Origin of the sequence: Tahibacter amnicola, from assembly GCF_025398735.1 — a bacterium.
Classification (GTDB): domain Bacteria; phylum Pseudomonadota; class Gammaproteobacteria; order Xanthomonadales; family Rhodanobacteraceae; genus Tahibacter; species Tahibacter amnicola.
Genome location: NZ_CP104694.1, coordinates 595,290 through 617,611, shown reverse-complemented (window position 1 = coordinate 617,611; position 22,322 = coordinate 595,290). Strand labels below are relative to the sequence as shown.

Annotated in this window: 15 protein-coding genes and 2 pseudogenes; 2 read left to right on the top strand and 15 right to left on the bottom strand. The window is 61.9% G+C overall.

The features are described 5' to 3' along the window. Positions 1-124: 124 nt before the first annotated feature. Positions 125-1,270: a hypothetical protein gene (locus tag N4264_RS02540; RefSeq protein ID WP_261695509.1), complete on the top strand. Its 1,146-nt coding sequence runs from the start codon at positions 125-127 to the stop codon at positions 1,268-1,270. A gap of 58 nt (positions 1,271-1,328) precedes the next feature. Here the strand turns inward: N4264_RS02540 and N4264_RS02535 are convergent, their stop codons facing one another. From N4264_RS02535 to N4264_RS02485, 11 genes and pseudogenes are all read right to left on the bottom strand, one after another. Further along, the gene (locus tag N4264_RS02535; protein ID WP_261695508.1) at positions 1,329-2,108 is read right to left on the bottom strand and encodes a hypothetical protein; all 780 of its coding nucleotides are present in this window, start codon (positions 2,106-2,108) and stop codon (positions 1,329-1,331) included. A gap of 345 nt (positions 2,109-2,453) precedes the next feature. Next, a complete protein-coding gene (locus tag N4264_RS02530; RefSeq protein WP_261695507.1) occupies positions 2,454-2,840 on the bottom strand; it encodes a hypothetical protein in 387 nt (128 codons plus the stop codon). A gap of 748 nt (positions 2,841-3,588) precedes the next feature. Further along, positions 3,589-3,903, bottom strand: a complete 315-nt coding sequence (locus N4264_RS02525) for a hypothetical protein (RefSeq protein WP_261695506.1) — start codon at positions 3,901-3,903, stop codon at positions 3,589-3,591. Positions 3,904-4,006: 103 nt separating this feature from the next. After that, positions 4,007-5,136, bottom strand: a protein-coding gene (locus N4264_RS02520; protein ID WP_261693907.1) for an IS3 family transposase whose coding sequence is annotated in 2 segments (ribosomal slippage) — positions 4,007-4,875 and positions 4,875-5,136 — 1,131 coding nt in all. Because the reading frame shifts where the segments join, the coding sequence is not laid out codon by codon here. Between the two features lie 349 nt (positions 5,137-5,485). Beyond that, positions 5,486-5,629 carry a hypothetical protein gene (locus N4264_RS02515; protein WP_261695505.1) on the bottom strand — a complete coding sequence of 48 codons (144 nt, stop codon included), beginning with the start codon at positions 5,627-5,629 and terminating at the stop codon, positions 5,486-5,488. Positions 5,630-5,809: 180 nt separating this feature from the next. Then, positions 5,810-5,986: pseudogene (locus N4264_RS02510) on the bottom strand (transposase); the annotation flags it as partial. A 50-nt stretch (positions 5,987-6,036) separates the two neighbouring features. Next, positions 6,037-7,614 carry an IS66 family transposase gene (gene tnpC, locus N4264_RS02505; protein ID WP_261695504.1) on the bottom strand — a complete coding sequence of 526 codons (1,578 nt, stop codon included), beginning with the start codon at positions 7,612-7,614 and terminating at the stop codon, positions 6,037-6,039. Between the two features lie 15 nt (positions 7,615-7,629). Then, on the bottom strand, positions 7,630-7,968 hold the full coding sequence (gene tnpB, locus N4264_RS02500) for an IS66 family insertion sequence element accessory protein TnpB (RefSeq protein ID WP_261695503.1): 339 nt from the start codon (positions 7,966-7,968) through the stop codon (positions 7,630-7,632). Beyond that, positions 7,962-8,267, bottom strand: a complete 306-nt coding sequence (tnpA, locus tag N4264_RS02495) for an IS66 family insertion sequence element accessory protein TnpA (protein WP_261695502.1) — start codon at positions 8,265-8,267, stop codon at positions 7,962-7,964. The genes tnpB and tnpA overlap by 7 nt, the downstream gene beginning before the upstream one ends. Positions 8,268-8,347: 80 nt before the next feature. Further along, positions 8,348-8,978, bottom strand: a pseudogene (locus N4264_RS02490) (IS5 family transposase); the annotation flags it as partial. A gap of 228 nt (positions 8,979-9,206) precedes the next feature. After that, complete coding sequence (locus tag N4264_RS02485; RefSeq protein WP_261695501.1) at positions 9,207-9,653, bottom strand: hypothetical protein; 447 nt, start codon at positions 9,651-9,653, stop codon at positions 9,207-9,209. Between the two features lie 228 nt (positions 9,654-9,881). On the opposite strand from N4264_RS02485, the gene N4264_RS02480 reads away from it, so the two are divergent. Next, a protein-coding gene (locus tag N4264_RS02480; RefSeq protein ID WP_261695500.1) for an IS3 family transposase occupies positions 9,882-11,386 on the top strand; the annotation gives its coding sequence in 2 pieces (ribosomal slippage) (positions 9,882-10,308 and positions 10,308-11,386; 1,506 coding nt in all). A 193-nt stretch (positions 11,387-11,579) separates the two neighbouring features. On the opposite strand, the gene N4264_RS02475 is transcribed toward N4264_RS02480, so the two are convergent. From N4264_RS02475 to N4264_RS02460, 4 genes are all read right to left on the bottom strand, one after another. Next, a complete protein-coding gene (locus N4264_RS02475) occupies positions 11,580-11,969 on the bottom strand; it encodes a hypothetical protein (protein WP_261695499.1) in 390 nt (129 codons plus the stop codon). A 489-nt stretch (positions 11,970-12,458) separates the two neighbouring features. After that, positions 12,459-12,923 (bottom strand): HEAT repeat domain-containing protein, encoded by a 465-nt coding sequence (locus tag N4264_RS02470; protein ID WP_261695498.1) that lies wholly within the window; start codon positions 12,921-12,923, stop codon positions 12,459-12,461. 138 nt (positions 12,924-13,061) lie between these two features. Next, positions 13,062-16,979: an RHS repeat domain-containing protein gene (locus tag N4264_RS02465; protein ID WP_261695497.1), complete on the bottom strand. Its 3,918-nt coding sequence runs from the start codon at positions 16,977-16,979 to the stop codon at positions 13,062-13,064. After that, positions 16,943-21,751, bottom strand: a complete 4,809-nt coding sequence (locus N4264_RS02460) for an FG-GAP-like repeat-containing protein (protein WP_261695496.1) — start codon at positions 21,749-21,751, stop codon at positions 16,943-16,945. The genes N4264_RS02465 and N4264_RS02460 overlap by 37 nt, the downstream gene beginning before the upstream one ends. Positions 21,752-22,322: the final 571 nt, after the last annotated feature.

Sequence of the window (22,322 nt, the reverse complement as noted above, 5' to 3'; positions counted from 1 at the left end):
GCCGCGTCGACGATAGCGCGGATCCTCGCCGGACGTCGCCGTTGAACGTCCCGGGGCGGGGGATGGGCGGTGATAAGATCCGCGGTTTCTCCAATGCCGGGCGCGCGCCCGGGACGCATCGTCCATGACCGACCTGCTGCACAGCCCCGCCGTCCTCGCCCTCGAACTGCCGCCCGGCGCGCTGCCCGAACGACGCGTGTTCTCGCGCGAAGAAACCGAGCATCTGGCCGGTTTGCTCGCCGAAGACCTGTGCAAGCTGCTGCCCGGCGCCGAGTCCACCCACCTGGTGCTGGCCGGCGCACTGTTTGACCAGACCCAGCTGCTGCGCCCGGGCTGGCCGGTCTTCGCGGAGCTGGCCGAGCTGGCGCAGCGCGGCCTGCCTGCCGCCGATCCCACCCCGCGCGTGCTCGCCTTCGGTGCGCACGAGGGCGCGATGCCCACGCCCGTGCTGCAGCCGGAGCCAGCCCTCGGCAGCGGCGCGATGCTGTTCCTGCCCTGGATGTTCTGCGGCGAATCTAGCGCCGTGCAGGCGCTGGGCCAGCGCATGGAGCGCGACTTCGTGGCGCGCGGCGAGGCCGGTGCGCGAACGTCCGATGCCCTGATGCGCCTGACCGGCCTGCGCCTGGAACACGCGCGCTACCTCACTCGCCACGATGTGTGCGCGCTGTCGTGTGTACAACTGGAACATGCCGGGCTGTCGGCGCTGTGGCAGATGCTGGAGCCGGCACTGCTGTCGCCGGACAACACCGCCGAGGCCCTTTCCTCCCGCGGCCGCCGCTGGCACTACGCCAAGGGTAGCGCCTATACCACCGTCCCGGATTACGCTGCCTGGCATGCGGAGCACGGCAATGTCCTCGCACCGGCCGATCGCGCCCACGCCTACGCCGGATCCCTGTTCGAGCTGCGCCAGTTCGCCGCGCTGCTGGCTGCGCATCGCGTTCCGCTGCGCTTCGACGATTCCGCCGCGCAGTGCCCCTGGCCCGTGCAACAGCTGGCCGTCGTTGATCCCTCCCTGCCGCCCGCGCGCCTCTTCGCGCACGAGGCTCGCGGCCTCGGCATCGTCGCCGTGACCGCGGCACAGCCGATCGGCTCGTCGGCGTGGCGTATCCTGGCGCATGCCTGGCCGCTCGACACCACCAGCCTCGCCGCACTGACGACGCATTTCGCTGACCAGTTCGGCGCCGAACCGCAGTTGCAGCGGCTCGGCACGCTGGTGCTCGACAGCGCCGCCACCCAGCTGGACCTGCCGCCGTTGGCGCAGGTGCATTAGGAACTTATGTAGTCCGATTTTGCCGCACAAGGGGCACTACCCCTCATCGCGTGCGGACCTAAGGTCCCGTCACCGTCCTGACCATGGACTCAAACGGAATCCCGTCTGTTAGACCGAAGTCGGTGCCGAAGACCCGCTGCAGTTCTGCCGGTGTAATTCCCGCTTCGTGGATCTTCATGTCGAAGTGCAGTGTTGCTCCATCGACGTCAACATCCAGAGGCAGGGGCCTGGTAGGTATCCTGCTGGCCTGCGTCAGCAGACACTCCTTGAACACCTGCAGGCCGCTACTGTGCGCGTGATTCATCACGCAGCGCCCGCTGCGGACCAGCTTGAACGAGACGTGCAGCCGCACGTCGGGTTTTCCCGTACGGAAATGAGCCTTGACCGCTTCAAGCCAGGGATCGTCATCGCCGAAAATGGGCTCCAGGGTGTATTCCCCCTGCACGGAAAGGAGAAGCACGTAGGATTTCGACGCATCCACCACCTGCTCGAACCGACACGAGGGAGTCCGGGATCCCGCCGGCCGCTTACCCGCCCAGAAGGCCGGCTGCCGATGCCGGTCTATCGTCTCGGCATAAGGCACCGCGACAACCATCTGCCCGCGAAACAGTGCCCTGGGATCGTGAATGACGGACTCTCGTTTGAGTTCGACGACGACCCTGTCGCCGGCGACATGCGAGATCACAGGACGAACGGTCACCGCCCCCGTCGCCTTCTCCAGCATCTCGGACCAGGTCAAGTTCTGGGGACCGATACTGCAGGCGGTGGCGTGCCCCGGCAGCCAGAGCAGCACCTGTGCCATCAGCGCGGCGACGATGAGAAGCGGTTTCGCGTTCATGTGGATCTATCGGCAGGAAGGAGGTTCACCCGGTTCGGGGTCGACGCGAAGCCTGTCAACTCCGCCGCGCGAAATAGGGCCCGCTCCGCTGGATGCAAGCAGGGTTCTCGCACAGGTACTACGAGGCGGTGGCGGACCGCAGACTGCGCAGGAACCAGTCGAGCGAAACCGGGCTATTCCTCACCACGGCCTCCGCTTGAACACCATCGTTACGGAAACCCACGCGCAATGCCGGCCCCTCGCCGTCGGTTCGCGTCTGCGCGCGGCTCCCGGCCACTGCATGAAGCCCGAGGATCGGCCGAAGTTCGATTCGCGCTTGCCCACGTGCCGGCGCGCCCTTCCAGACTACCAACCCCAACTTCTGTCGCGCCTCCAGCGTGCCACGAACTGATCACCGCGCTCGACGATACCGTTGTCGTTGTCAACGAAGAGGTCCGGTGTATCGGCAATCGCGGACAGCACATCCCTCAGGTCCGCCATCGACCAGAACACGACAAAGTAGAACCTGGGTTCGGCGCCTACCTGCCCCACAACGGCGCGCTGCCAGGGCTCCTGGTAGATGTTCACAACCTCGGGGCTATGGTTCACCTCAACGGAGACGGCAAATCCCTGGTTTCGTAGGTAGATGCGGTCTTCATTCTCAGGTTGGACAACCTCCATTCCGGCGGGGAGGAGCCCTTTCATCGTGTCGAACGTGTATGCGTTCGGTGCGATCAGTAGCACATCTCTCACTGCTTTACTCCGGCCGACGCGTGCATCGCCACCTGCCACGATGGTCGTTAGGGTGATTCACTGTCATGCCTACGGATTGTGCTGCGCGAGGCCATATCACGCTGTGCCATCCATCGCCGTATTCGCGAGCACCGATCTAGGTATCACCAGAGTCATGTCGTTCGGAGCCCATGTCGATAAACTGCAATTCGGAAAATGTGGTCGCGGAGTAGGGCCGCCGATAGCCGTGCTCGCGCGAATAGACCACGACACCCGCCTTTCAGAATTTTCCGACCCATCTGCCGGCGTTCCGCTGATTCTCCCGCCACCCCGCCACGGCATCGTGGCGCCATGAGCGCCTCGATGACGTGTTCGAAGCGGCCGCGTGGACCGTCGCGGACACCGTCGGCGCCGACCGGCAACTTACCGCATCGATGACCTTTTCTCACAACCGGCCGTTCAATTTCGCATGGTCAGACTCATGGTCTTCGCTCTGCGGCGACAGGCGCCAAAGTAGCCCCCCGGTAAGTCATCGACAAAAGGCATTGCGAGGAGTCTGCCTGCCTACCAGTCTGAAACGCTTCTCCGGAACACGGCAATGCTTGGTGCCGACTGGCGTTAGCTGCACCGACTTCAGCAGCGAGTCGAATTCATCCACGATATTCGAAGCCATCGCGCCTGCTGTCGAAGGCGATGATAGACACGTACGAGCACGCTGGAACCGGGGCACTCACTGCACAGAAAAGCCAGGCGCGCGCCTACTGCGAGTTCAGAGAACCTCGCTTCTCAGGAGTTGTAACGACATCACCTTCGCGAGAGCCCGTCCGACTTCCTCAGCTCTGCTGGTGAAGTCGACGTATAGCAGTGAAGCAGACGCCTTGAAGTCTGGCTCTGCCCACTCGTCCTCCACGTCGTCAATGTTGTTCTTCAGTATGAATTCCTCGTCGGTATCCGCCGTGAACCTGAAGTACTCACCCCCATGAAATCCACTCTCGTGCAGGGCGAACGTGATGCCCAGCGCAGACTCAATGGCCGGCGCGAGTTCGGTGATCCTTAGCCCTGAACCATACAAATCGTGATTCAACACCATCCTCTCCCTACTCTCTGCGGCAGCGGTTGCCTGGCAAGAGAGGTGGCTCCGCTTGTTAGGACAACTTCCCGTCGTTGTTAAGTGAGAGTCTGCGGAGTTACGCGGCCTTCTTTTGCGGCAGCGCAGTGAAGTAGGCGTCGTCCGGCGTGCGTCCGTCAAGAGCACTGTGCGGTCGGCGTTGATTATAGAACGTGAAGTATCGGGTCAAACGCTGCGTTGCCTGGGCGATCGATTCGTAGGCATGTAAGTATACCTCTTCATATTTGACCGTTCGCCAGAGTCGCTCGACGAAGACGTTGTCACGCCATGCGCCTTTGCCGTCCATGCTGATCTGGATGCCGTTTTGCTGTAACAGACCGGTGAAGGATTCGCTGGTGAACTGGCTTCCCTGGTCTGTGTTGAAGATCTCCGGCTTGCCGTGTAGATCAAGCGCTTCCTGCAGCGCATCGATGCAGAAGTCAGTCGTCATCGTGTTGGACAATCGCCACGCCAAGACCCGGCGCGTGTACCAGTCAATTACTGCACAAAGGTATATAAATCCCTTTGCCATTGGAATGTAGCTGATGTCCGTCGACCAGACCTGATTGGGACGATCAACCCTCAATGCGCGCAGCAAATATGGATAGATTCGATGTGCCGGATTGGCCGTGCTCGTACGGGGAGCCTGGTAGAGCGCTGCTATGCCCATCTTGCGCATCAGCGTGGCAATGTGCCGTCGTCCCGCGACATGACCCTCTTGCCGCAGCAGATCACGCAGCATGCGCGCACCGGCGAACGGGTGCTCCAAGTGAAGCTCATCGATCCGGCGCATCAACACCAGGTCGGCAGGCGACGTCGATCGCGGCAGGTAGTACACGCTCGATCGCGATAGGTCCAGTATTTCCGCCTGTCGGCTCACCGGCAGGACATGATCGCGATCGATCATCGCTTGGCGCTCGCATCGTCCAGACGACCGAGCGCGACGGCCAAAAAATCGTTCTCCATCGTCAGCTGGCCGATCTTGGCTTGCAGGGCCTTCACATCCACGGTTGGTGTGGGTTCTCGCTCCTGCGAGCCGCCAAAGGCCTCTGCGGCCTTCTCCAGCAGCTGCGCCTTCCACTGCGTGATCTGATTCGGGTGGACGTCAAATCGCTTGGCCAACTCGGGCAGCGTCCGGTCCCCCTTCAAGGTCGCCAGCGCCACCTTGGCTTTGAACTCTGCCGAGTGCTTCCGGCGGGTACGTTTCATCGATTGCTCCTTTCTGGGCGCCTCGGCGCCTCGTCATTGGAGCAGATTCCCACTTAAGCTGCTGTCCGAAATTGCGGAGCCAGCTCTAAGTTCGCACAGCGCGTCAATTTCCGCCGCGGAACACCTTCGCAGCTCACTTGGTGACACTTTTCCTGTCAGCAACAGCCTGCTTTTGATGTCATTCGCGTCCAATTTCAGGGTCTCGGGGACTATTGGGTTACCGCTGACACCCATTAGATAGACCGCCCGTGCCGAATCGCCGTCTGAGCCATACGCAGCGCCGCATACCCCTTTTCCACGTGGCAAGCGGACCCCGCCTCGGCCGCGTACCCCGTCGGATCCTTCCCACTCAATGATTGTTGAGAATGTAGCTATACGGATTCAGCGACTGTGAGTTCTCCGGAAACTGGATGAACGGATCCACCGAGATGAACTTGCCGAACCGGTAGTCGTAGGCTTCGATCCTATCGAGGCCGCGTTGCAGCCTCCTCATTGTGCAAGGTGAATGCGATCTCCTCGCCAAACTGTTCGATAAGATGCTTTCTCGCCTCTTCAGGCCCTTCAGAGTAGAAGCTTATCCTTTTTCCAACACTGCTCGGATCTCTGGACCAGACAATAGCTTCATAAAACAATTTGGGGCGCTCCGACATGCCAATTCCTCACTTAAGAGTGCCTAACAAAACCGTTCAATCGCACGCCAGCAGATCAATGAGCAAGCGAGCAATCCGAAGGCCAGATAGATTTCAGGGCGGCGCTCATACCGGATGCGAAGGCGTTTGAATCGGTTGAGCCAAGCAAACGTTCTTTCGACGACCCAACGATGCTTGCCCAGTCGCTGGCTAGATTCGACGTAAGCGTCCGCCGTGCCCACATTCCCTCGCAGGACCAACCCGCCGATGATCACACCACCGGCTGCCACCGATGAGGCAGTAGCTCAGCGATACGGCTGTTGGGATGGGTTGGCAGGCGGGTCAGCACATCCTTGAGGTAAGCGAACGGTTCGTGGCCGTTCTGCTTGGCGGTGGCGATGAGGCTCATGATGGCGGCGGCGCGTCCGCCGGCCATCTTGGATCCAGCGAACATCCAGTTCTTGCGACCGAGCGCTATGGGCCTGATCGAGCGCTCAACGGGGTTATTGTCGATCGGAAGTGTTCCGTCATCGACGTAGCGGATTAGCGCGGGCCAGCGTTTGCGGGTGTGCGCGAGCTCTTTGGCCAGGCCGCTGTTGGGCAAGGCAATGGCGGAGACCTCGCTGATCCATTGCTGGAAGGCATCGAGGATGGGGCGTGCATGCTGCTGTCGAAGCGCTTGTCGCTCGGGTGGATCCAACCCCTTGGCCTGCGCTTCGATGCGGTAAAGCTCGGCGATGTAGCGCAGCGCGGGCTCGGCATGCGCGCTGGACTTCGCGGCATGCAACTCAAAGAACCGTCGACGGATATGCGCCCAGCAACCGACTTCGGTCACGGTATCGCCGAAGAGCGCCTTGTAGCCACTGTAGTCGTCCACGACGAGATGACCGCGGAACGGGCCGAGGAAGCGCCGGGCATTCTCGCCACTGCGGCTCGTGCAGAAGTCGAAGATGGTGATCGGCGGACCGTGGGCCGAGGTGTAGGCAAACAAGTACGCACGAGCCGTCTTGCCAGCGCCTGGATCCAGCATGGCGAGCGGCGTTTCGTCTGCGTGGATCACACCCCGACCCAGCAGATCCGTTTTCATTGCCGCCACCAGTGGCATCAGCGCCACGCCGACGGCGCCCGACGTATCCGTCATGGTGGAGCGTGCCAGCTCGATGCCACTGCGTGCGTAGATCTGCTGCTGCCGGTAGAACGGCACATGGTCGGCATACTTGCCGACCAGCAGGTGCGCGATGAACGCCGGCGCGAACCGTCCGCGTTCAATGATGTTCGGCACACTGGGCGTGGCGGTCACGGTCTCGCACGTGCGGCAAGCGTACTTGGGGTAGACGTGCCGACGAACGAAGAACTTCGCGGGTTCGCAGTCGAGTTGCTCGCTCACATCTTCGCCCATCGGCGTCAACGTGCCGCCACAGGCCACGCAGGCGCACGAAGCTGGTTCATGGCGGACTTCGACGCGGGGTAGATGCTGCGGTAATGGCAAACGCTTGGGCTGGCGAGGCGCCGACGATGGTGACGGCGAAGCCTTGAGTGTCTCCAGCTCCGCTTTGATCGCCGCGACATCTTCGTTAGACGCCTCTTCAAACAACAGACGCTGCGCCGGATCCAGTTGTTCGGAACGGCGGCCGAACAGTCGGCGATTCATCTCCGCCAGTTGCGACTCCAGCGTCTTGATGCGCGCTTCGCGATACGCACCAACCGTGGCCATCTCGATGATCTGAGCATCGCGCTGCGACAGCAGAGCATCTCGTGCGGCAATCTGAGTGTCGCGTTCTGCCAATGCCGCCAACGCCGCGCGCAATTGCGATTGCAGATCGTCAGTGGCCGGCGTGTCGATGCTCATCCGGTGATTGTAAAGTTACACCAGCGCGCCGACCAGCGGTCTGGCGCACAATCGATGCCAATCAACGCCCGTGCATAACCACGCGAACGATTGCGCATCGATCTCGCAAACGCGATCAGAACTGCGCGGCCAGACGAATCGCCCCTCTCTGAGTCGTCGCACGCACATCCACACGCCGCTGCCATCAGCGCACACGACCTTGATGCGCGTGCCACTGCGATTGCGAAAGACGTAGGCCCCGCCGGCGGCACCGTCGTGGCCAAACTGAATCGCGATCGTTGCCAGCAAGCGATCCATGCCACACCGAAGATCGACCGGCTCGATCGCGATCCACCAGGCCGTCGGGCTCAGCATGCCACGATCTCGCGCATCAGCGTGGCTAACCAATGCGTATCCGTCCCAACCGGCACCGAAATCCGCCACGCACCATGCTGCACCTGAATCGGCGCAGGCGAAACTTCGCCGACAACCCGGACTGGCACCAGCGCGCGACCAGGTACTTCGGTGCGATCACGCTTGAGCCGGTGGCTCCACTGTGCCAACGTCAGTGCGTTGACGCCGTGCTTCTGACTGTACTGCTTCTGCGTCAGGCCGCTTGATCTCCAGCCGTCAACGTGGCGCTGCCAGAACTGTTTCGTCTTTGCCGATTGCATACTCGTCGCTCCAGGAAATTGAGCGGCGAGCATTCATCAGTGAATCTCGGCAGGGAATGTGGGGCGCCGGACGGTTACGATTCGACGCCTCGCCGAGCGATACGCTGGACGATTCCACGGTGCCGTAACGCGTGTCGGCAATGTTCGTAGTCGTATCCCTTGTCAGCATGAACCTTGTCTGGCCATCGCCGAGGACGCCCTCGAAGACCACCAACCGCAGGTAACGCATTGACTACGGCTTCGAAGCACTTGCTGTCGTGCGTGTTCGCGCCGCTGATGAGGAACGAGAGCGGCGTGCCCCTGGCATCGACCGCAACGTGCCTTTTGCACCCCAACTTTCCTCGATCGGTAGGATTTGGACCGGTTTCCTCCCCGCCCGGGGGAAGGAACACTCGCTGCATCCACACTCACTCGCGACATGTCGATCTGATCGTAGCTACGCAACCGCCGCAACAGTTCCTTGTGCAATCGATCCCAAACACCGCTCTGCTGCCAGTCTCGCAGCCGTCGCCAGCAGGTCATGCCGGATCCATAGCCTAGCCGGAGCGGCAAATGCTCCCATGGAATCCCCGTCCTCAGGACAAACACGATGCCGTTGATGGCAGCACGATCCGGCACTCTTGGCCGACCACCTTTCGGGCGATCTGGCTCCGGCGGAAGTAGCCGCCGAATCACGTCCCATAGATCGTCCTTGATCTCAAGCTTACTCATCCGTCAGCACTCAACTCTTTGTGGCTGACGCATTGTAGACTACGCGGCGTTTTGTTAGGCACTCTAAGTGGCGCAAGACAGGCACTACTATCACAGAACCCACCGATAGTTGTTTCAGGACTATCAGCCATCATGGCGCACACCACCAGTGTCCTCCGCCGACGTCTCTGGCGACCAGGTACTCTCGCTGTCGATTAGAAGAACCATGGAATTCTTGGCTTGAACACCTCAAGCAACGTGCTTTTGCAGTTCGCCATTACCAGTTCTCGTGTGCTCGGATGTTGCTAAATCCTGGGGAATTCCAGCCCGAACAGGATTGAGATCGACGTAGGCCATGCACGCCAGCAACGCTGCGTCGTTCAGCAGTGCCTGGCAGCGGTAGCGCCCTTCCCAGAACCGTCCGGTGCACGCATCTTCGCGATTCGCCCGTCGTGCAATCGGCTCATTCAAACAACGCATGAACCACGGCAATGAGGACAATCGATCACGGTACAGCGCCACTTTCGCCGGATCAGCGGCAATATGCGCTGCGCGCATGGCGCAGACAGTGTGATCAATTTCGTTGTCCTGACGGATCGGGCACAACCGCATCCAGCGTTCGGCCACTTCTTCCGCGGTCCATGTGGCTGCGCCATGCGGTGCAACGTGCGCGACAACGTGCACGTGGTTGCTCATCACGGCGTAGGCGTACACGCCAACGGCGAAGATCGACGCCAGTTCGTACAGGCGATCTTCGATCCATTGCTTGCGGTGATCAAAGGTCTGGCCTGTGAAGTGATCCTCGCCGCACAGAAACGCCCGACGGACGCAGCGGGAGATGCAATGGAGATGGCCGGCAACCCCCTTACGTCAGACTACTTGTCGCCCCGATAGAATCGTACCCCTGGGGCGAAGGACAAGAACGTGGCTCGATACGGAAAGGCGTTTAGGGACCGGGCGGTAGCGCGATTGCTGCCGCCGGAAAGTGCGGACGTGAATGTGGTGTCGCGCGAGATCGGCATCTCGGCGGATACATTGGAGCGGTGGCGCGCAGAGGCGCTGGCCAGTGGCCAGAAGAACGGCGGTTGGACAGCCGGAGCGCGCTTTGAGGCATTGCTGACGACGGCGGCAATGAGCGAGGAAGAGAAGAACGCGTGGTGCCGGTCGCAAGGGCTGTTTCCGAGCGAATTGGCGCAGTGGCGTGCTGCCGCGACAGGAGCCCTGGAGCGGCCGGACGCTGCACAGCAGGTGCCGTCGGAGCGGCGTCAGGTAAAGGAGCTGGAGCGCGAGCTTCGTCGCAAAGAGAAAGCGTTGGCGGAGACGGCAGCTCTGCTGGTTCTGTCAAAAAAACTCGAGGCGATCTTCCCCAAGGACGCGGACGAATGATCGCGATGGAAGATCGCCGTTGGATGGTAGAAGCCATTGATGAGGCGCACTGTAGCGGTGCCCGCCTGAGCGTGGCGTGTTCGCTGGCCGGGATCGACATTCGCACGCTGCAGCGATGGCGCCGCGACGGTGGGTTGGAGACCGGTGACCGTCGCCCGATGGCCGTGCGGCCTGTGCCGGCACATGCACTGACGTCGCAAGAGCGTGCAGCGATTCTGGAGATCGCCAACGAACCACGATTTGCCGCCTTGCCGCCGGCGCAGATCGTCCCGCGACTGGCTGATGAGGGCCGCTATGTCGCCAGCGAATCGAGTTTCCATCGCGTTTTGCGCCATAACCAGCAGACCACACACCGCGGTCGCGCGAAAGCGCCAGAACGGCGCAGAGAACCGACAACCCATATTGCCACCGCGCCCGGCCAAGTCTGGTGCTGGGACGTGACCTGGTTGCCGTCACGCGTGAAAGGCCAATGGTTCTATCTCTACCTCATCCTGGACATCTACAGCCGGCATATCGTCGGTCATGAGGTTCAGCAGGTCGAATCCGGTGAGCACGCCGCCCACCTGGCTAAACGCGTCGCGCTGGCCGAAGGCGTGCACACGGCACTGAACAAACCCGTCCTGCATGGCGACAATGGTGCCAGCCTGAAGGCGACGACAGTGCTGGCCATGCTGCAATGGCTGGGCATCGCGCCGTCGTACTCACGTCCGCGCGTGAGCAATGACAACGCGTACGCCGAGTCACTGTTCCGAACCGCCAAGTACCGCTCCGGATATCCGCCGGAAGGATTTGGCGACATCCAGGCCGCTCGTCGGTGGGCAGCTGACTTCGTCCATTGGTACAACGGCGAGCATCGGCATAGCGGCATTCGGTTCGTTACGCCAGCCCAACGTCATCGTGGCGAGGACCATGCCATCTTGCGTGCCCGTCACCACCTGTACGAATCGGCGCGAGCACAGAATCCGCGTCGATGGTCTCGCGGTGTTCGCGACTGGTCGCCCACGGGGGCCGTGACGCTCAATCCGGACAAGTTGGTCAATTGATCAAAGCAGGCGACAAGTAGCTTGACGTGTACCGCAACGCCGGGGGGAACGAAGAGATGTAGGGGGGCGCTCATGGCGCCACTGTTTCACTTCGTCACCATCACCGGAATCGGTTGGATTCCGGTGATGGGCTCGGAAAAGTCTGAAACTTGGTTGGCCTGGATTCGCCCCGTTGGCCTGGATTCGCCCCGCGTCAGAGCTTGACCTCGAGCAATTCGTAGAACGGATACGAGGGTGGCTTGGGATAACGCTTGCCGACCATCTCCTGCTCGAAGCAGGCCAGATGCGGGCTACGAGGAACAGTAAGAAACTCCGCGATTACGCCATCATCGCCGATGACGGCGACCGCGGAAAACGCCTCTACTTTTCCCCTCTTCGCGGAACCGCTGCATTTGTCGGTGACATCCTTCCAGAAGGTGTTATGGACCTTGATGAGGTCGTACTCGTAAGACTTTCCCGGCTCCACCTTCACCAGCGCCAAGTGCTCGTTCGCAATGCGAACCCAGCGGTCCTCGTACGACTCATCCGCAAGCGCTGTCGACACGGCGAGTAGCGACGAGAGCAATATTCCAGTCCTGACCATGATTTCTCCAGATAGTGCATTTGACCGACACCGTCGGCGCTGACCGGCAACTCTACCGCATCAATGACCTTCTCCTCACAACCAGCCGTTCAATTGCGCATGGTCAGACTCATGGTTTTCGCTCTGCCGCGACAGGCGCCAGGGGGCGTGGCGACCACGTGCACGCGGTTGCTCATCGAGACACGTACCCACCAATGGCAGAGATCGACGCCGGTTCGTACATACGAGCTTCGATCCATTGCTTGTGGTGATCGAAGGCCTGGCCTGTGAAGTTTCCCTCGTCGCATAGGACCGCGTGCCGGATGCAGCGGAAGATGCCGTGGAAGTGGACGGCAACACTGGGTGGACCGGAGAAGTGTCTGGGGGCGCTCGTAGCGCCACTGTTTCACGCCACTACCGCTACCGGAATCGGTTGGATTCCGGTAGCGGGCTCGGAAAACTGAAACGTGGTCGCCCTGGACCAACCCGATTCGAGCCATCCTCGCTCCGTCAATTTCCCTCCGCAAAGTCACTTAGGATTTCGCGGGCCATAGCACCAGCCACAGTGCTTTCATGGGAAATGCGCTTGATCAGAGGGATCATGCCTTTTACTACACGCATAAACTCGTCGTGCAATCGGATGGTTTTCCCATCAGGCATGAGAAACTCCTCGTAGCCGTCCTCTGGCTGAAAGCAATCAACTATATTGCCAAGAGTTCCTAAGACAATTTGCTTCGCAATACCGTTATCTGACTCAAGAACTCTCTCAAAAATTGGCAACACGGGAAGGATTACGGGGTAGTAGGTTCCCCTATGATCGTTGGCAACCGTACCGAGCAATTTGCGAGCCGCAGTTCGAATTTCCTCGCCATCTTTGACGCTATGAGCCGCAACAATCGCGGCAGATATGCTGTCCTGTCTATTCCATTCTGGCTGGGGAAACCCTTGGAGCACTGAGCCTTCAATCGGATCCATCGAACACCCCTCATTCGGAGGACTAAAAGTCAAAAACCTTATGCCAAATGCGGATCGTAGTGACGCTTAGAGCCCGCTGTACGAGCTCGACTGATAACCTGAAAGGCATCAGCCGAACGCCGCGAAAATTCTAGGCATCTACTTCGACGACGCCCCCATAATTTCGTCCCACCGCCCACCAGAATCCCACTTCACTCCCGGCGGGAACTGCCAGGGGTAGTACTTTTCCTGACATTTTACGCAAACTGGCCGGTCGTGCCAGGTTCTCTTTCCGGCCGTCTCGTCGAACCGACGGCCAACAGGCAACGTGAAGCGAGTAGCACCCTGACGCGCTGCGTCGTCCTCTGCGCATCCAGTCGGATTCTTTGAGCACCCTACGACGATAATTCCGTCGTCCGTGTACCCGCCAATGTACATCCCGTGCTTCGTCTTCTTCTCAAGTATTACAGAGTCCCGGGCTTGTTCCGCCTTCGCCAGCAGTTCCGGATTTTCGTTGGCGAGTTGCCGCTCCTTTTTCTCTCCGAACCCCGGAGCACCTGCAAGCTCTGCGGCCGCGTCAACTGCACACGAAAGAAGGCCGCTCGCGGCACATTCGGCTGCCTTCTTGTCCAACTCCAACACCGCCTCGACATATTCTCGCCCGTGCCGATTGACTTCTTCCTTGATGAAGTCTGTGCCCTTGTACGTGACATCGTCTCGAAATAGGTTGTGTCGCTCATTGAGCGCCCTAATGGAGTCGTGAGTCTTACCCTTCGAGCTGTAGAGCAGTTTCGACGGCGCCTCCATGCCATTGCTCTCTGAAATGGAGATCGACTCAACCCTATAGAACCCTCCGTCTTTCCCCTGCGCGACGACGATTTTCTCGCCGTCTTCCATCGTCAGAATCTCGAAGTAGCTGACATCCGCCCCGTTGAAGGAACACCTATCCTTGTCGCATCTAAAGGCATACCCGGTAGGGTCATGTCCACCGAATGGGTTGTTCAAAAGGTATGAGTATGGATTCAGACTTTGCGAGTTCGCTGGAAACTGGATAAACGGATCTGTCGACATGAACTTGCCAAACCGATAGTCGTAGGCGCGACCATTCATGTGTATCAGGCCCACATCACCCAGATGCTGGTGCCCGGTGAAGCCCAGATGCGTTGTCGTCAGATTGGTCTGGCCGCTGGGTTTTGTCCCACTGGCCGGACGGGTAGCGAAAGTCCAATCACGCGCCTGACCGAAGGCATCGAAGGCGAGTGCTGATGCGGTGGACTGGCTGGCGTCGGTGACGGGCTGGCGGTAATCGCCATTCTTGTCGAGCATGCCCAATGGCGAACCAAGGCGGTCGAGTGGGCGGTAGTAGGTTCCCAGATCCGTAAGCGTGCCATCGCTTTCGCGCTTCCTCTTGATGATGACTACGCTGCCCAGCTCGTGGCGCAGGGTCTTCTCGTTGATGTTGGACGCGCTGTATTCGCGTTCGACGCCGCCGGGGCCGCGATCGAGCATCATCTTGAGCACACCGCCGGCGTGGACGGTTTCGCGCAGACGCGTTCCGGTCGGGGAATAGTCGAAGGCGGTGTTCTGGCCGTTGCGACTGATCAGGCGCGGGCGGTTGGTGTGGTCGTAGTCGATCAGACGGTCAGGCTCGTCGGCGCTGTTGCTGCTGCGGGTCAGCGTGAGGTTGCCGTTTGCGTCGCAGCCGGCGTCGACGGTGCCGGCGCCGCCCATGCGGGTGATGCGCTTGGCGACGTTCGGTCCGCAGCTGGTCGCTCCAGGAACGTTCGGTGCGGGGGGCAGCGTGTAGGTGTATGACTGCGCGTAGTCGGTCTTCTGGGTCAGGTTTCCGATCAGGTCGTAGCTGTAGTTGACCGGTGCCGCCGTGGTGGGGCTGGCGGACAGCAGGCGCTGCAGGCGGTCGTAGCCGTAAGACTCGGTGGCGGTGAACGGCGCGACGGTGGGACGGCCGCGTTGCTGCGTTGCAAGGTTGCCGAGGGCGTCGTAGGTGTAGTTCACCTCGTCCAGCTTGGCCGACGCCGTATCGCAATGGCGGTGCCAGGCCCGCTTGGCAGACTGGCCCGTCTTGGGGTTGCTGCTATAGAAGCCGCAGACGCCGTTGCCGTACTGCTGGCGGGTCGGCTGGCCCCAGGCATCGTAGCCGTCGATGGACCACAGCCAGGCGCCGTTGTCGTTGTCCTGCAGATCGATCACTTCGCCGTAGCGGTCGTACTTGGTGCGGATGCGCAGGCGGCTGTCGTTGTAGGTCACGCCTTTTACGCGGCCGAAGTAGCGGTCGTAGTGGGTCGTGACCGACATGGCCGTTTCGGCGCCCTGGATATTGATATCCGGGCGCGACCACTGCTGCGTGGTCTGCGTGTACGGGCGGCGCAGCTCGTCGTAGGTGGTGCTTTCCTTCGAGTACTGGCGCAGACCGTTGGTGCAGGTATCGGGCGGTGCCGAATCCTTGGCGCAACGGACGACCTCATCGAGCTGGCCGGGTACGCCCTGGTCGTAGGTCCACTGGTCCAGGTAGTACTCCTTGCGGGTACCTGTGCCGACCCGGTAGGTGTCTTCACTGCGCTGTTTCAGCACGCGGCCGAGCGCGTCGCGCTGTTCAATCGTGGTGACGAAACTGCGCGCGTCCTTCTGGCTGACGAGCTCGCCCAGGACGTTGTAGCTGAACTGCCACAGACCCTGGTTGGGATCATTCAGCTTCAGGCGATGACCGAAGGCGTTATAGCTGCCCGTGGTCGCATTCGCATAGGCGACCACGCCATTGGCCACCAGGCTGTTCGCGCGCGCATCGGCGATGGCCAGGGGGCGTCCGGCGCCGTCATACCAGTAGCGCGTCACGCCGCCGTCGGCGTCTTCCGTGCGCAGCATGCCCAGCACGCTGTCATAGCGCTTGACGGTAAAGCACAGGTTGGTGCCGCAGGCGTTGTCCGTCGGCTTCAGCGAAACGCTGGTGAGGTTGGCATCGTAGGCATAGGTCGTTGCCATGCGACGGGTCTTGTCCGCCTCGGCGGTGGGCGACAGCTTCTGCGTGACGCGACCCAATGCGTCGTACTGGAAGTTCGTCCAGGCTTCCGCGGGTGGCAGCGGATCCACGCCTTCCAGATACGGCGGTGATGTCCGCTCCACCTGCCCCATGCGGTTGTAGTCAGTCAGCGTGGCGCGGTACTTGTACGTCGCCGGGAGCCCGTTCTTGACGAGCGTCGCCTGCGCGGACTTGACCGTGCGACCGAGCGCGTCGTGCCATTCCACGCGCGTGGGTTGGCCGTCCTGCGCCACGGTGACCCGGAATGCGGCCTGTCGCTCATTCGTCGTATTGCCGGCACCCACGCCCGGACAACTGCCGTTGCTACACCGGCGAACCGCCGTACGGATGGGCGGCGACAGGTTGCCCACGCCGATGCGCGCCTGGCGCACCTCGATGGGGCGATCGAATGCGTCGTAACGCGTTGACGTCGTGATGCCGGCGATATCCGTCTGCTCACGCGGCAGGCCGTCGCGGGCGGACAGAGTGACCTCCGACGACTGATTCAGCGCATTGGTCGTGGTCTCCGGGAAATAGCCGTCACTGGAATAGGTGATGGTGGAGTTGCGTTCCTGCGTCACGCCGGTGACACCGTCCTGCGGCGGCACTTCGACCGTGGTGGTGGCCGGCATGCCATGGTTGACGGCAGGGTAGGTGTAGCGGGTGACGAGGTGGCTGTTGGCATCGGCCGTGGCGCCCGTCTTTCCGTCGACGGTCATCGACAGCAGCGTGCGGTTGACGGAATCGAAGGCCGGCGTGGAGATGACGGTGTATTCGGGTACCGTGACGCCAGCGGGCAACGGATGCGTGTCGCTGTACTGCACGGCGCGCGTGGTGACGGTACTGCTGCTCAGCCTGTCCAACCACCACGCGTTTTCGTCGTAGGTGTAGACGTTCTTGGTATGCGTGACTTTTGACGTGACGAGCTTCTGCAGATCAGTGCCGACATCGCTGGCGGTCACCGTCGTCGCAGTGGGGTTGCCGTACTGATCCCAGCCGGCCTTCAGCCCGTCGATATGAACTTCCTGAACCCTGCGCATCGGCTCGCCGGAACTGGCGTATGTCGTCGTGGATTGCGAGAGCAGGAAGGGATAGTTTTCCGGTGCGCCCCCGTTTCCGTCGCGCACCGCGCAGCACCGGCGATCTTGCAGCGCCAGTCGTAGGTGGTTTCCGACACGGGTTGCATTGCCGTCGCCGACAAGGGGATTCCTGTCTCGACCTTTTCGACGCGGCCGGCAAGCGGGAATTTCTGATGGTAGGTCGTTGCCGTGCGCAGACGCCGGTTGGCGTCACCCAGCGCGGTCGCCTGTTGCTCGATGATGCGCCGGAAGCCCTGGAATCCACGTCCGTAAGCGTTGTACAGCGCGTCCTGGTAGCTGAACAGGCGTGAGCGGAAACCCAGCAGGTCGTTTGATGTGCCCGTCTTCTGGCCGTTGCTCTGCGACAACTGCGAAACGACCGGCATCGAGGAACGGAACTGGAAGTGACGGCGGTCGCGGCCGACATAACCGTCAGTACCCAGCGTGTACAGCGGCGGCACCTGCGACAGTCGACCGGCCTGGCTGGTGAGCGGGAAGTATTCCCAGACGCTCTGGTTGCCCAGCGCATCGGTGGCGCGGTCGATCACTTCCGGAAATGCCGGGGCCAGGCGCTGCCCATCCGCGCGGCTGCGCTCGTGGTCACCCAGGTTTTCGTTCAGGTAGGTCGCACGGGCCACATCGCAGGCATTCTTGGCGGGCGTCGGCAGGCCATACGCAAACTGGGCCAGGCACGCCAGCGGCACGCCGCCGGGCAGCGGCGCGGTCGGGCCCACCTGGTAGGTAGGGGCGTTAGGGAAGGGTTGGATCGCACCGATGACAGCGCACGCGGCTCGGTCGTAGAGCGTACCCGGCGCCGGTCGCACCGGGCAGTAGAAGTCATTGTTCAGCAGATCGGTCATGCCGTCGCCGAAAAGGTCATCGACAGCGCGATCCGTGTCGCGTCCCAGCGAGAAGATCTTGCCCAGGAGCGGCGTCTGCGTGACGACGGCATCGAAGCTGTTCTCGCCCGTCTGGACGAACTTCACGGCGTTGAACTGATAGATGCTGTGATCCGATCCCTCGTGCTCTTTTGCGTACAGATATTCAACACCAGAACTATTGTGGTAGGAAAAGCCCGCCACTGCCTGCTGCAGATTGGAAAGGTCGTTGGGGTGCGCCCCCTCTTCCGGCGGGTACTCAGGGCATGCCCAGACTCGCCGCGTGTCGGGACAATCGTCTTGCCGGCATTGCGTCATCGTGTGCACGCACATACGCGCGGCAAATTTCGCGGGGTAGAGAAGATCGGCGCGACCGTCCGAGTCGATATCCGCCGGCCGAACCGCGTTGGCGTAGCGCATTGTCCGGCCGCTGCGGATCAGTCCCGGCGCACCCGGCTGGCCCGGATAGTTTGGCGTGGCCGTGTTGGCGAAGTAGCCACCGCGATTGAGCTGGATATGCCAGTTGCCATAGCACGACTGGTTGGTCGGACACGTTTCCGGGTGGGCACGCACCATGTCGTCGAGGCCATCGCCGTTGATGTCGATCCAGTGAACGATGTCATTGGACTGGTGCTGGAAGTTCAGGTCAGTCGCACGCTTGGGTGTGAACGTCACGCTGCTGCCGCTGCGGCTGGCGAGGTAGACGGTTTCCGGTCCGCTCGGCCCGACGAAGAAGTCGGTCAGCCCGTTCCCGTCGAAATCGGTGATGTGCACCAGGCGTTGCGCACTGCCGGTGGCGTGCGGCAGCTCGATGATGCGGTGGGGCGTGAAGTCGATGCGGCCGTTGCTGAGCGGAAACACGTCGGCCGGACGCGGATTGAGGAACAGGCACACGGTGTAGAACGTGCCGTCGGTATAGACCGTGCCCGGCGCGCTGGGTGTGCAGGTGCGGTTGGCCAGTGCCAGGATGTCCGGCGCGCCGTCTCCGTTGAAGTCGCCGATGTAGGGGTTGTCGTAGGCCGGCAGATTGGTGCTGACGGTGGCAAACGGATCGCCGGTGAGTGGCGCGCCCGGTTCCAGTTTCCACTTCTGCAGGGTGTAGTCGGTCAGCTCCTCAGACTTTCCGTCACCGTCGAAGTCGGCGGCGCGGGAGGCACTCAGGGCGTCCACTGCGCGGTTCTTGAAGCTCGACGATGACAGCTCGACCAGATCGCGCGTGCGGCGATCCGCATCGAACTGCGCCAGGTAGTGGTGCAGCTGGCCATCGGACTGGCGCTGGCTGAACATCACTTCGCGCACGCCGTCGCCGTTGTAGTCCGCCTTGATGGCGACGGAGCGAACGGCGTGAGCCGGGCCCTCATCACTGCCGCCCGTCGGTGCGGCATCGGGCAGCGTCAACTCCGTCATGGGGCCCGAACGGAAATTCAGTCCGCTATCCGCCCAGTCGAAGACGGTCGGCTCGTGACAGGCCATGGTTTCGGCGTCGTTGCCATCCTTGTCGACATTGTCGAAGCCGAACGCGCATTCCTGCACCGAGCGCAGCAGGCTGCGTCCGCTGGAAGCGCTGCGGTCGGACTGCAGTTCGTTGTCGTAGCGCAGCGTGTAGGTGCGGACCGGTTTGGCGACGCCGTCAAAATTCGGCGCTTCGGTCTGGATCTGGGTGAGGCGCTGCGTCTGTTGCGTCAGGAAGCCAGCGACATAGGAGTAACTGCGATCGTTCGCGCCGTTGTCGATCGGTCGCGGTTCGTAACTGAACCGCACGACGCGGTCGCCGGGGCCGTCGTGGTTAGAGCCGGTGTATTTCACCGCCTCCAGCAGGGTTTCTCCGCGGGCGCCGGCCGTATAGCAATAGTCCATCCGGTTGTCAGTGCGATCTTCAACACGCGCGATCAGCCACGACAGTTCCTTGGTCTGCGGCGGGGCACCCGGAGTGACTTCCACCGGCACCACGCGCGGCGCGACGCCCCGGTTGCAGCCGTCGGTGTTGTCGAACTTGCAGCCGTAGTAGGACGTGCGCCCGTCCTTGTGTTCCACCTTGAAGCAGACATTGCCGCTGTTCAGCGCGTTGCCCGTCTGCGTCACCCGGACGAAGCTGTCGATCTCGGTGCGGTAGGTCGTGCCGGGCTGGCCGTAAGTGCCGTTGATCTTGACCAGCCGCTGTCCGTCCAGGCAAAGGGCATCGTACGCATCGAGCTTGACGCCACCGACGTCGTTGTCCTGGTCCAATGTGCGCGGGCAGCGATGGATGCTGCTGGATCCGGAGACGCTCCAGCCGATGCCCGCGATGCCATTGCCGGCGCGACTGCTGTAGCTGAGCGAGACGGATGGCTGCATGCCCTTTCGGCCCGGCGGAACCGTGATCGGAATGGTGTACGTCGCCGCGCCGCCGTCGACACCGGCTTCGCCGGCCGTTGCGCCAACTGACGCGTCGTGGGTACCCAGGTCGCACTCGGGTTTGTCGCTGCAGGCGTTCTGGACGATCTCTGCTTCGTCCGGGAAATCACCGCCGACGATGACGCGCACTTCCGGCGTGTAGTGCTCGCCCGTCAGCACGGCCGTCTTGTAGTTGATCCGGTACTGGACGCGGTCACCGGCCTTGAGCACTTCGGTGCGTTCGCCCCAGTGGCCCGTGGCAATGCGGGTCACGCCACCGCGCACCAGATCGACGCGCGAGATCACGGCGTTCTCGTCTTCGCTGCTCCAGCTGACCCGGAACTCACAGGTGTCGCCCACCTTGGGCACCTTGCAGACCGAGCGATCGACGATGATGTGGTCGGCGTCGACGCGCACGACCGACACGGGTTCTGAGCCGAGGACGGCTGGCGGCCACGCAATCGCGGCCGTGCCCGTCCTGGAGGCCGGCACCGAGGCAATCACCCGCGCCAGGCCGGCGCGCGCCGCTTCCATCTGGCGCTCCACGAAGTTGCGGCGCAATGGCTGCGCGGCGTTCTCCGGGTTGGGACTCAGGCCGTCGTCGATCTGCGTGGTGCAGTTTTCCACGCAGGTGCGCAGGATCGGATGGACCGAGGCCTGGTTGTTGCCCGTGTAGGTGTAGTGCAGGTATTTCAGCACGCCGTACTGGGATGTCGGCAGCTGATTGAGCGTGGTGGCCGGCGGCAGGTTTCCGGCAAGGTCGATCGACTGCAGCCAGACCGGCTGGTTGGCCTGGTCGAAGATCGCCGCGGCGGCAATCTCGACGTAGTTGGCCGTGTCCGCGAGCTTGTGGAAGATGAAGTCGACGCCCCAGCCGAGGCGCGGGTCGTTGTCGTTGTCGGTGCGGAAGAACCAGTTCGACGAGAACGCCTGGTTCGGCTGCGTACCGCGACTGGCGATGTCGCGGAACATGTCGACGAGGCATTCGTCGTGGACCACGTCGTCGACCTTGTTGACGCCGCGGTTCCAGAGCCAGCGGACCGCCGCGCGGGTGGTCGTGTTGGCCGGAAAGGTGATAGCGATATCGCCGACCTTGGTGACGGTGCGGCGGCCGTTCGGATTGAACTCCACCCAGTTGAGCGTCGACGCCCAGGTACGCTCGCCGGAAACGACATTGAACTGCAGATCCTTGGCTTCACCGTGCAACCACACCGGACGGCCGGCGCGGTTGTAGGTGAACCAGGTCAGGTACATCGACTGCTGGCCGTCGCCGTAGAAGAAGTCCCAGCCCAGGCCCTGGCGATCCGGATTGACCCAGCGGCCGGGAAAGCCGGGCACGGTGCCGTGGACGGTGGGCACCGTCACGGCATTGCAGACCGTCGCCGGAGGCGGCGTGACCTGCGCGGAAGCCGCGCTCCAGGCGCCCAGCCCCAGCAACAGCGTCGTCGCAGTACGTAGCGTTTTTTGGAAGAAGCTTGTCATCGGGTATCGGTGAATGGCGAACATGGGGAGGGAGGAATCGACAGGCGCCGCAGAGGCGAGGTCACGCCGATCAGGCGCGACAACGGATTGCGACGCGCCGCAAGGCGCTTCGGTGGTGGTCAAGGCAAAGCCCCTGGTATGGCTGGCATGCGGCCCACAACGGGACCGCCAAAGGGTTTGGTTTACTGGCTGCTACATCGCAGCGCATCGGAGTACGGTGTCGAGCCACCTGATCACGATGCGCGCAAGGGATGATCACGGACCGGCGTAGCCAGTCGCAGGAATGCCTGCTGCCGATCCGGATGCGGCGCAACGTGCGCCGATTGAAACGTGACGGAGTCTACGGAATTTGCGATAGCACTGCTAGACGCAGACGGTTATATCCGCGATGGCCGCAACGTTGGACGGATGGGTTTGTCATGGGCTGCTCCATGGACCAGTCATGCGATTCTGACAAGCCGATGTATCGGATCGTGAGACGCCCGAAGCGCGTCGTGTCGCGAAATTGATGTGCACCACCAAGAACCATCGCCGAGCATTGCAACCGGGAATTGCAGGGCATCCACACACC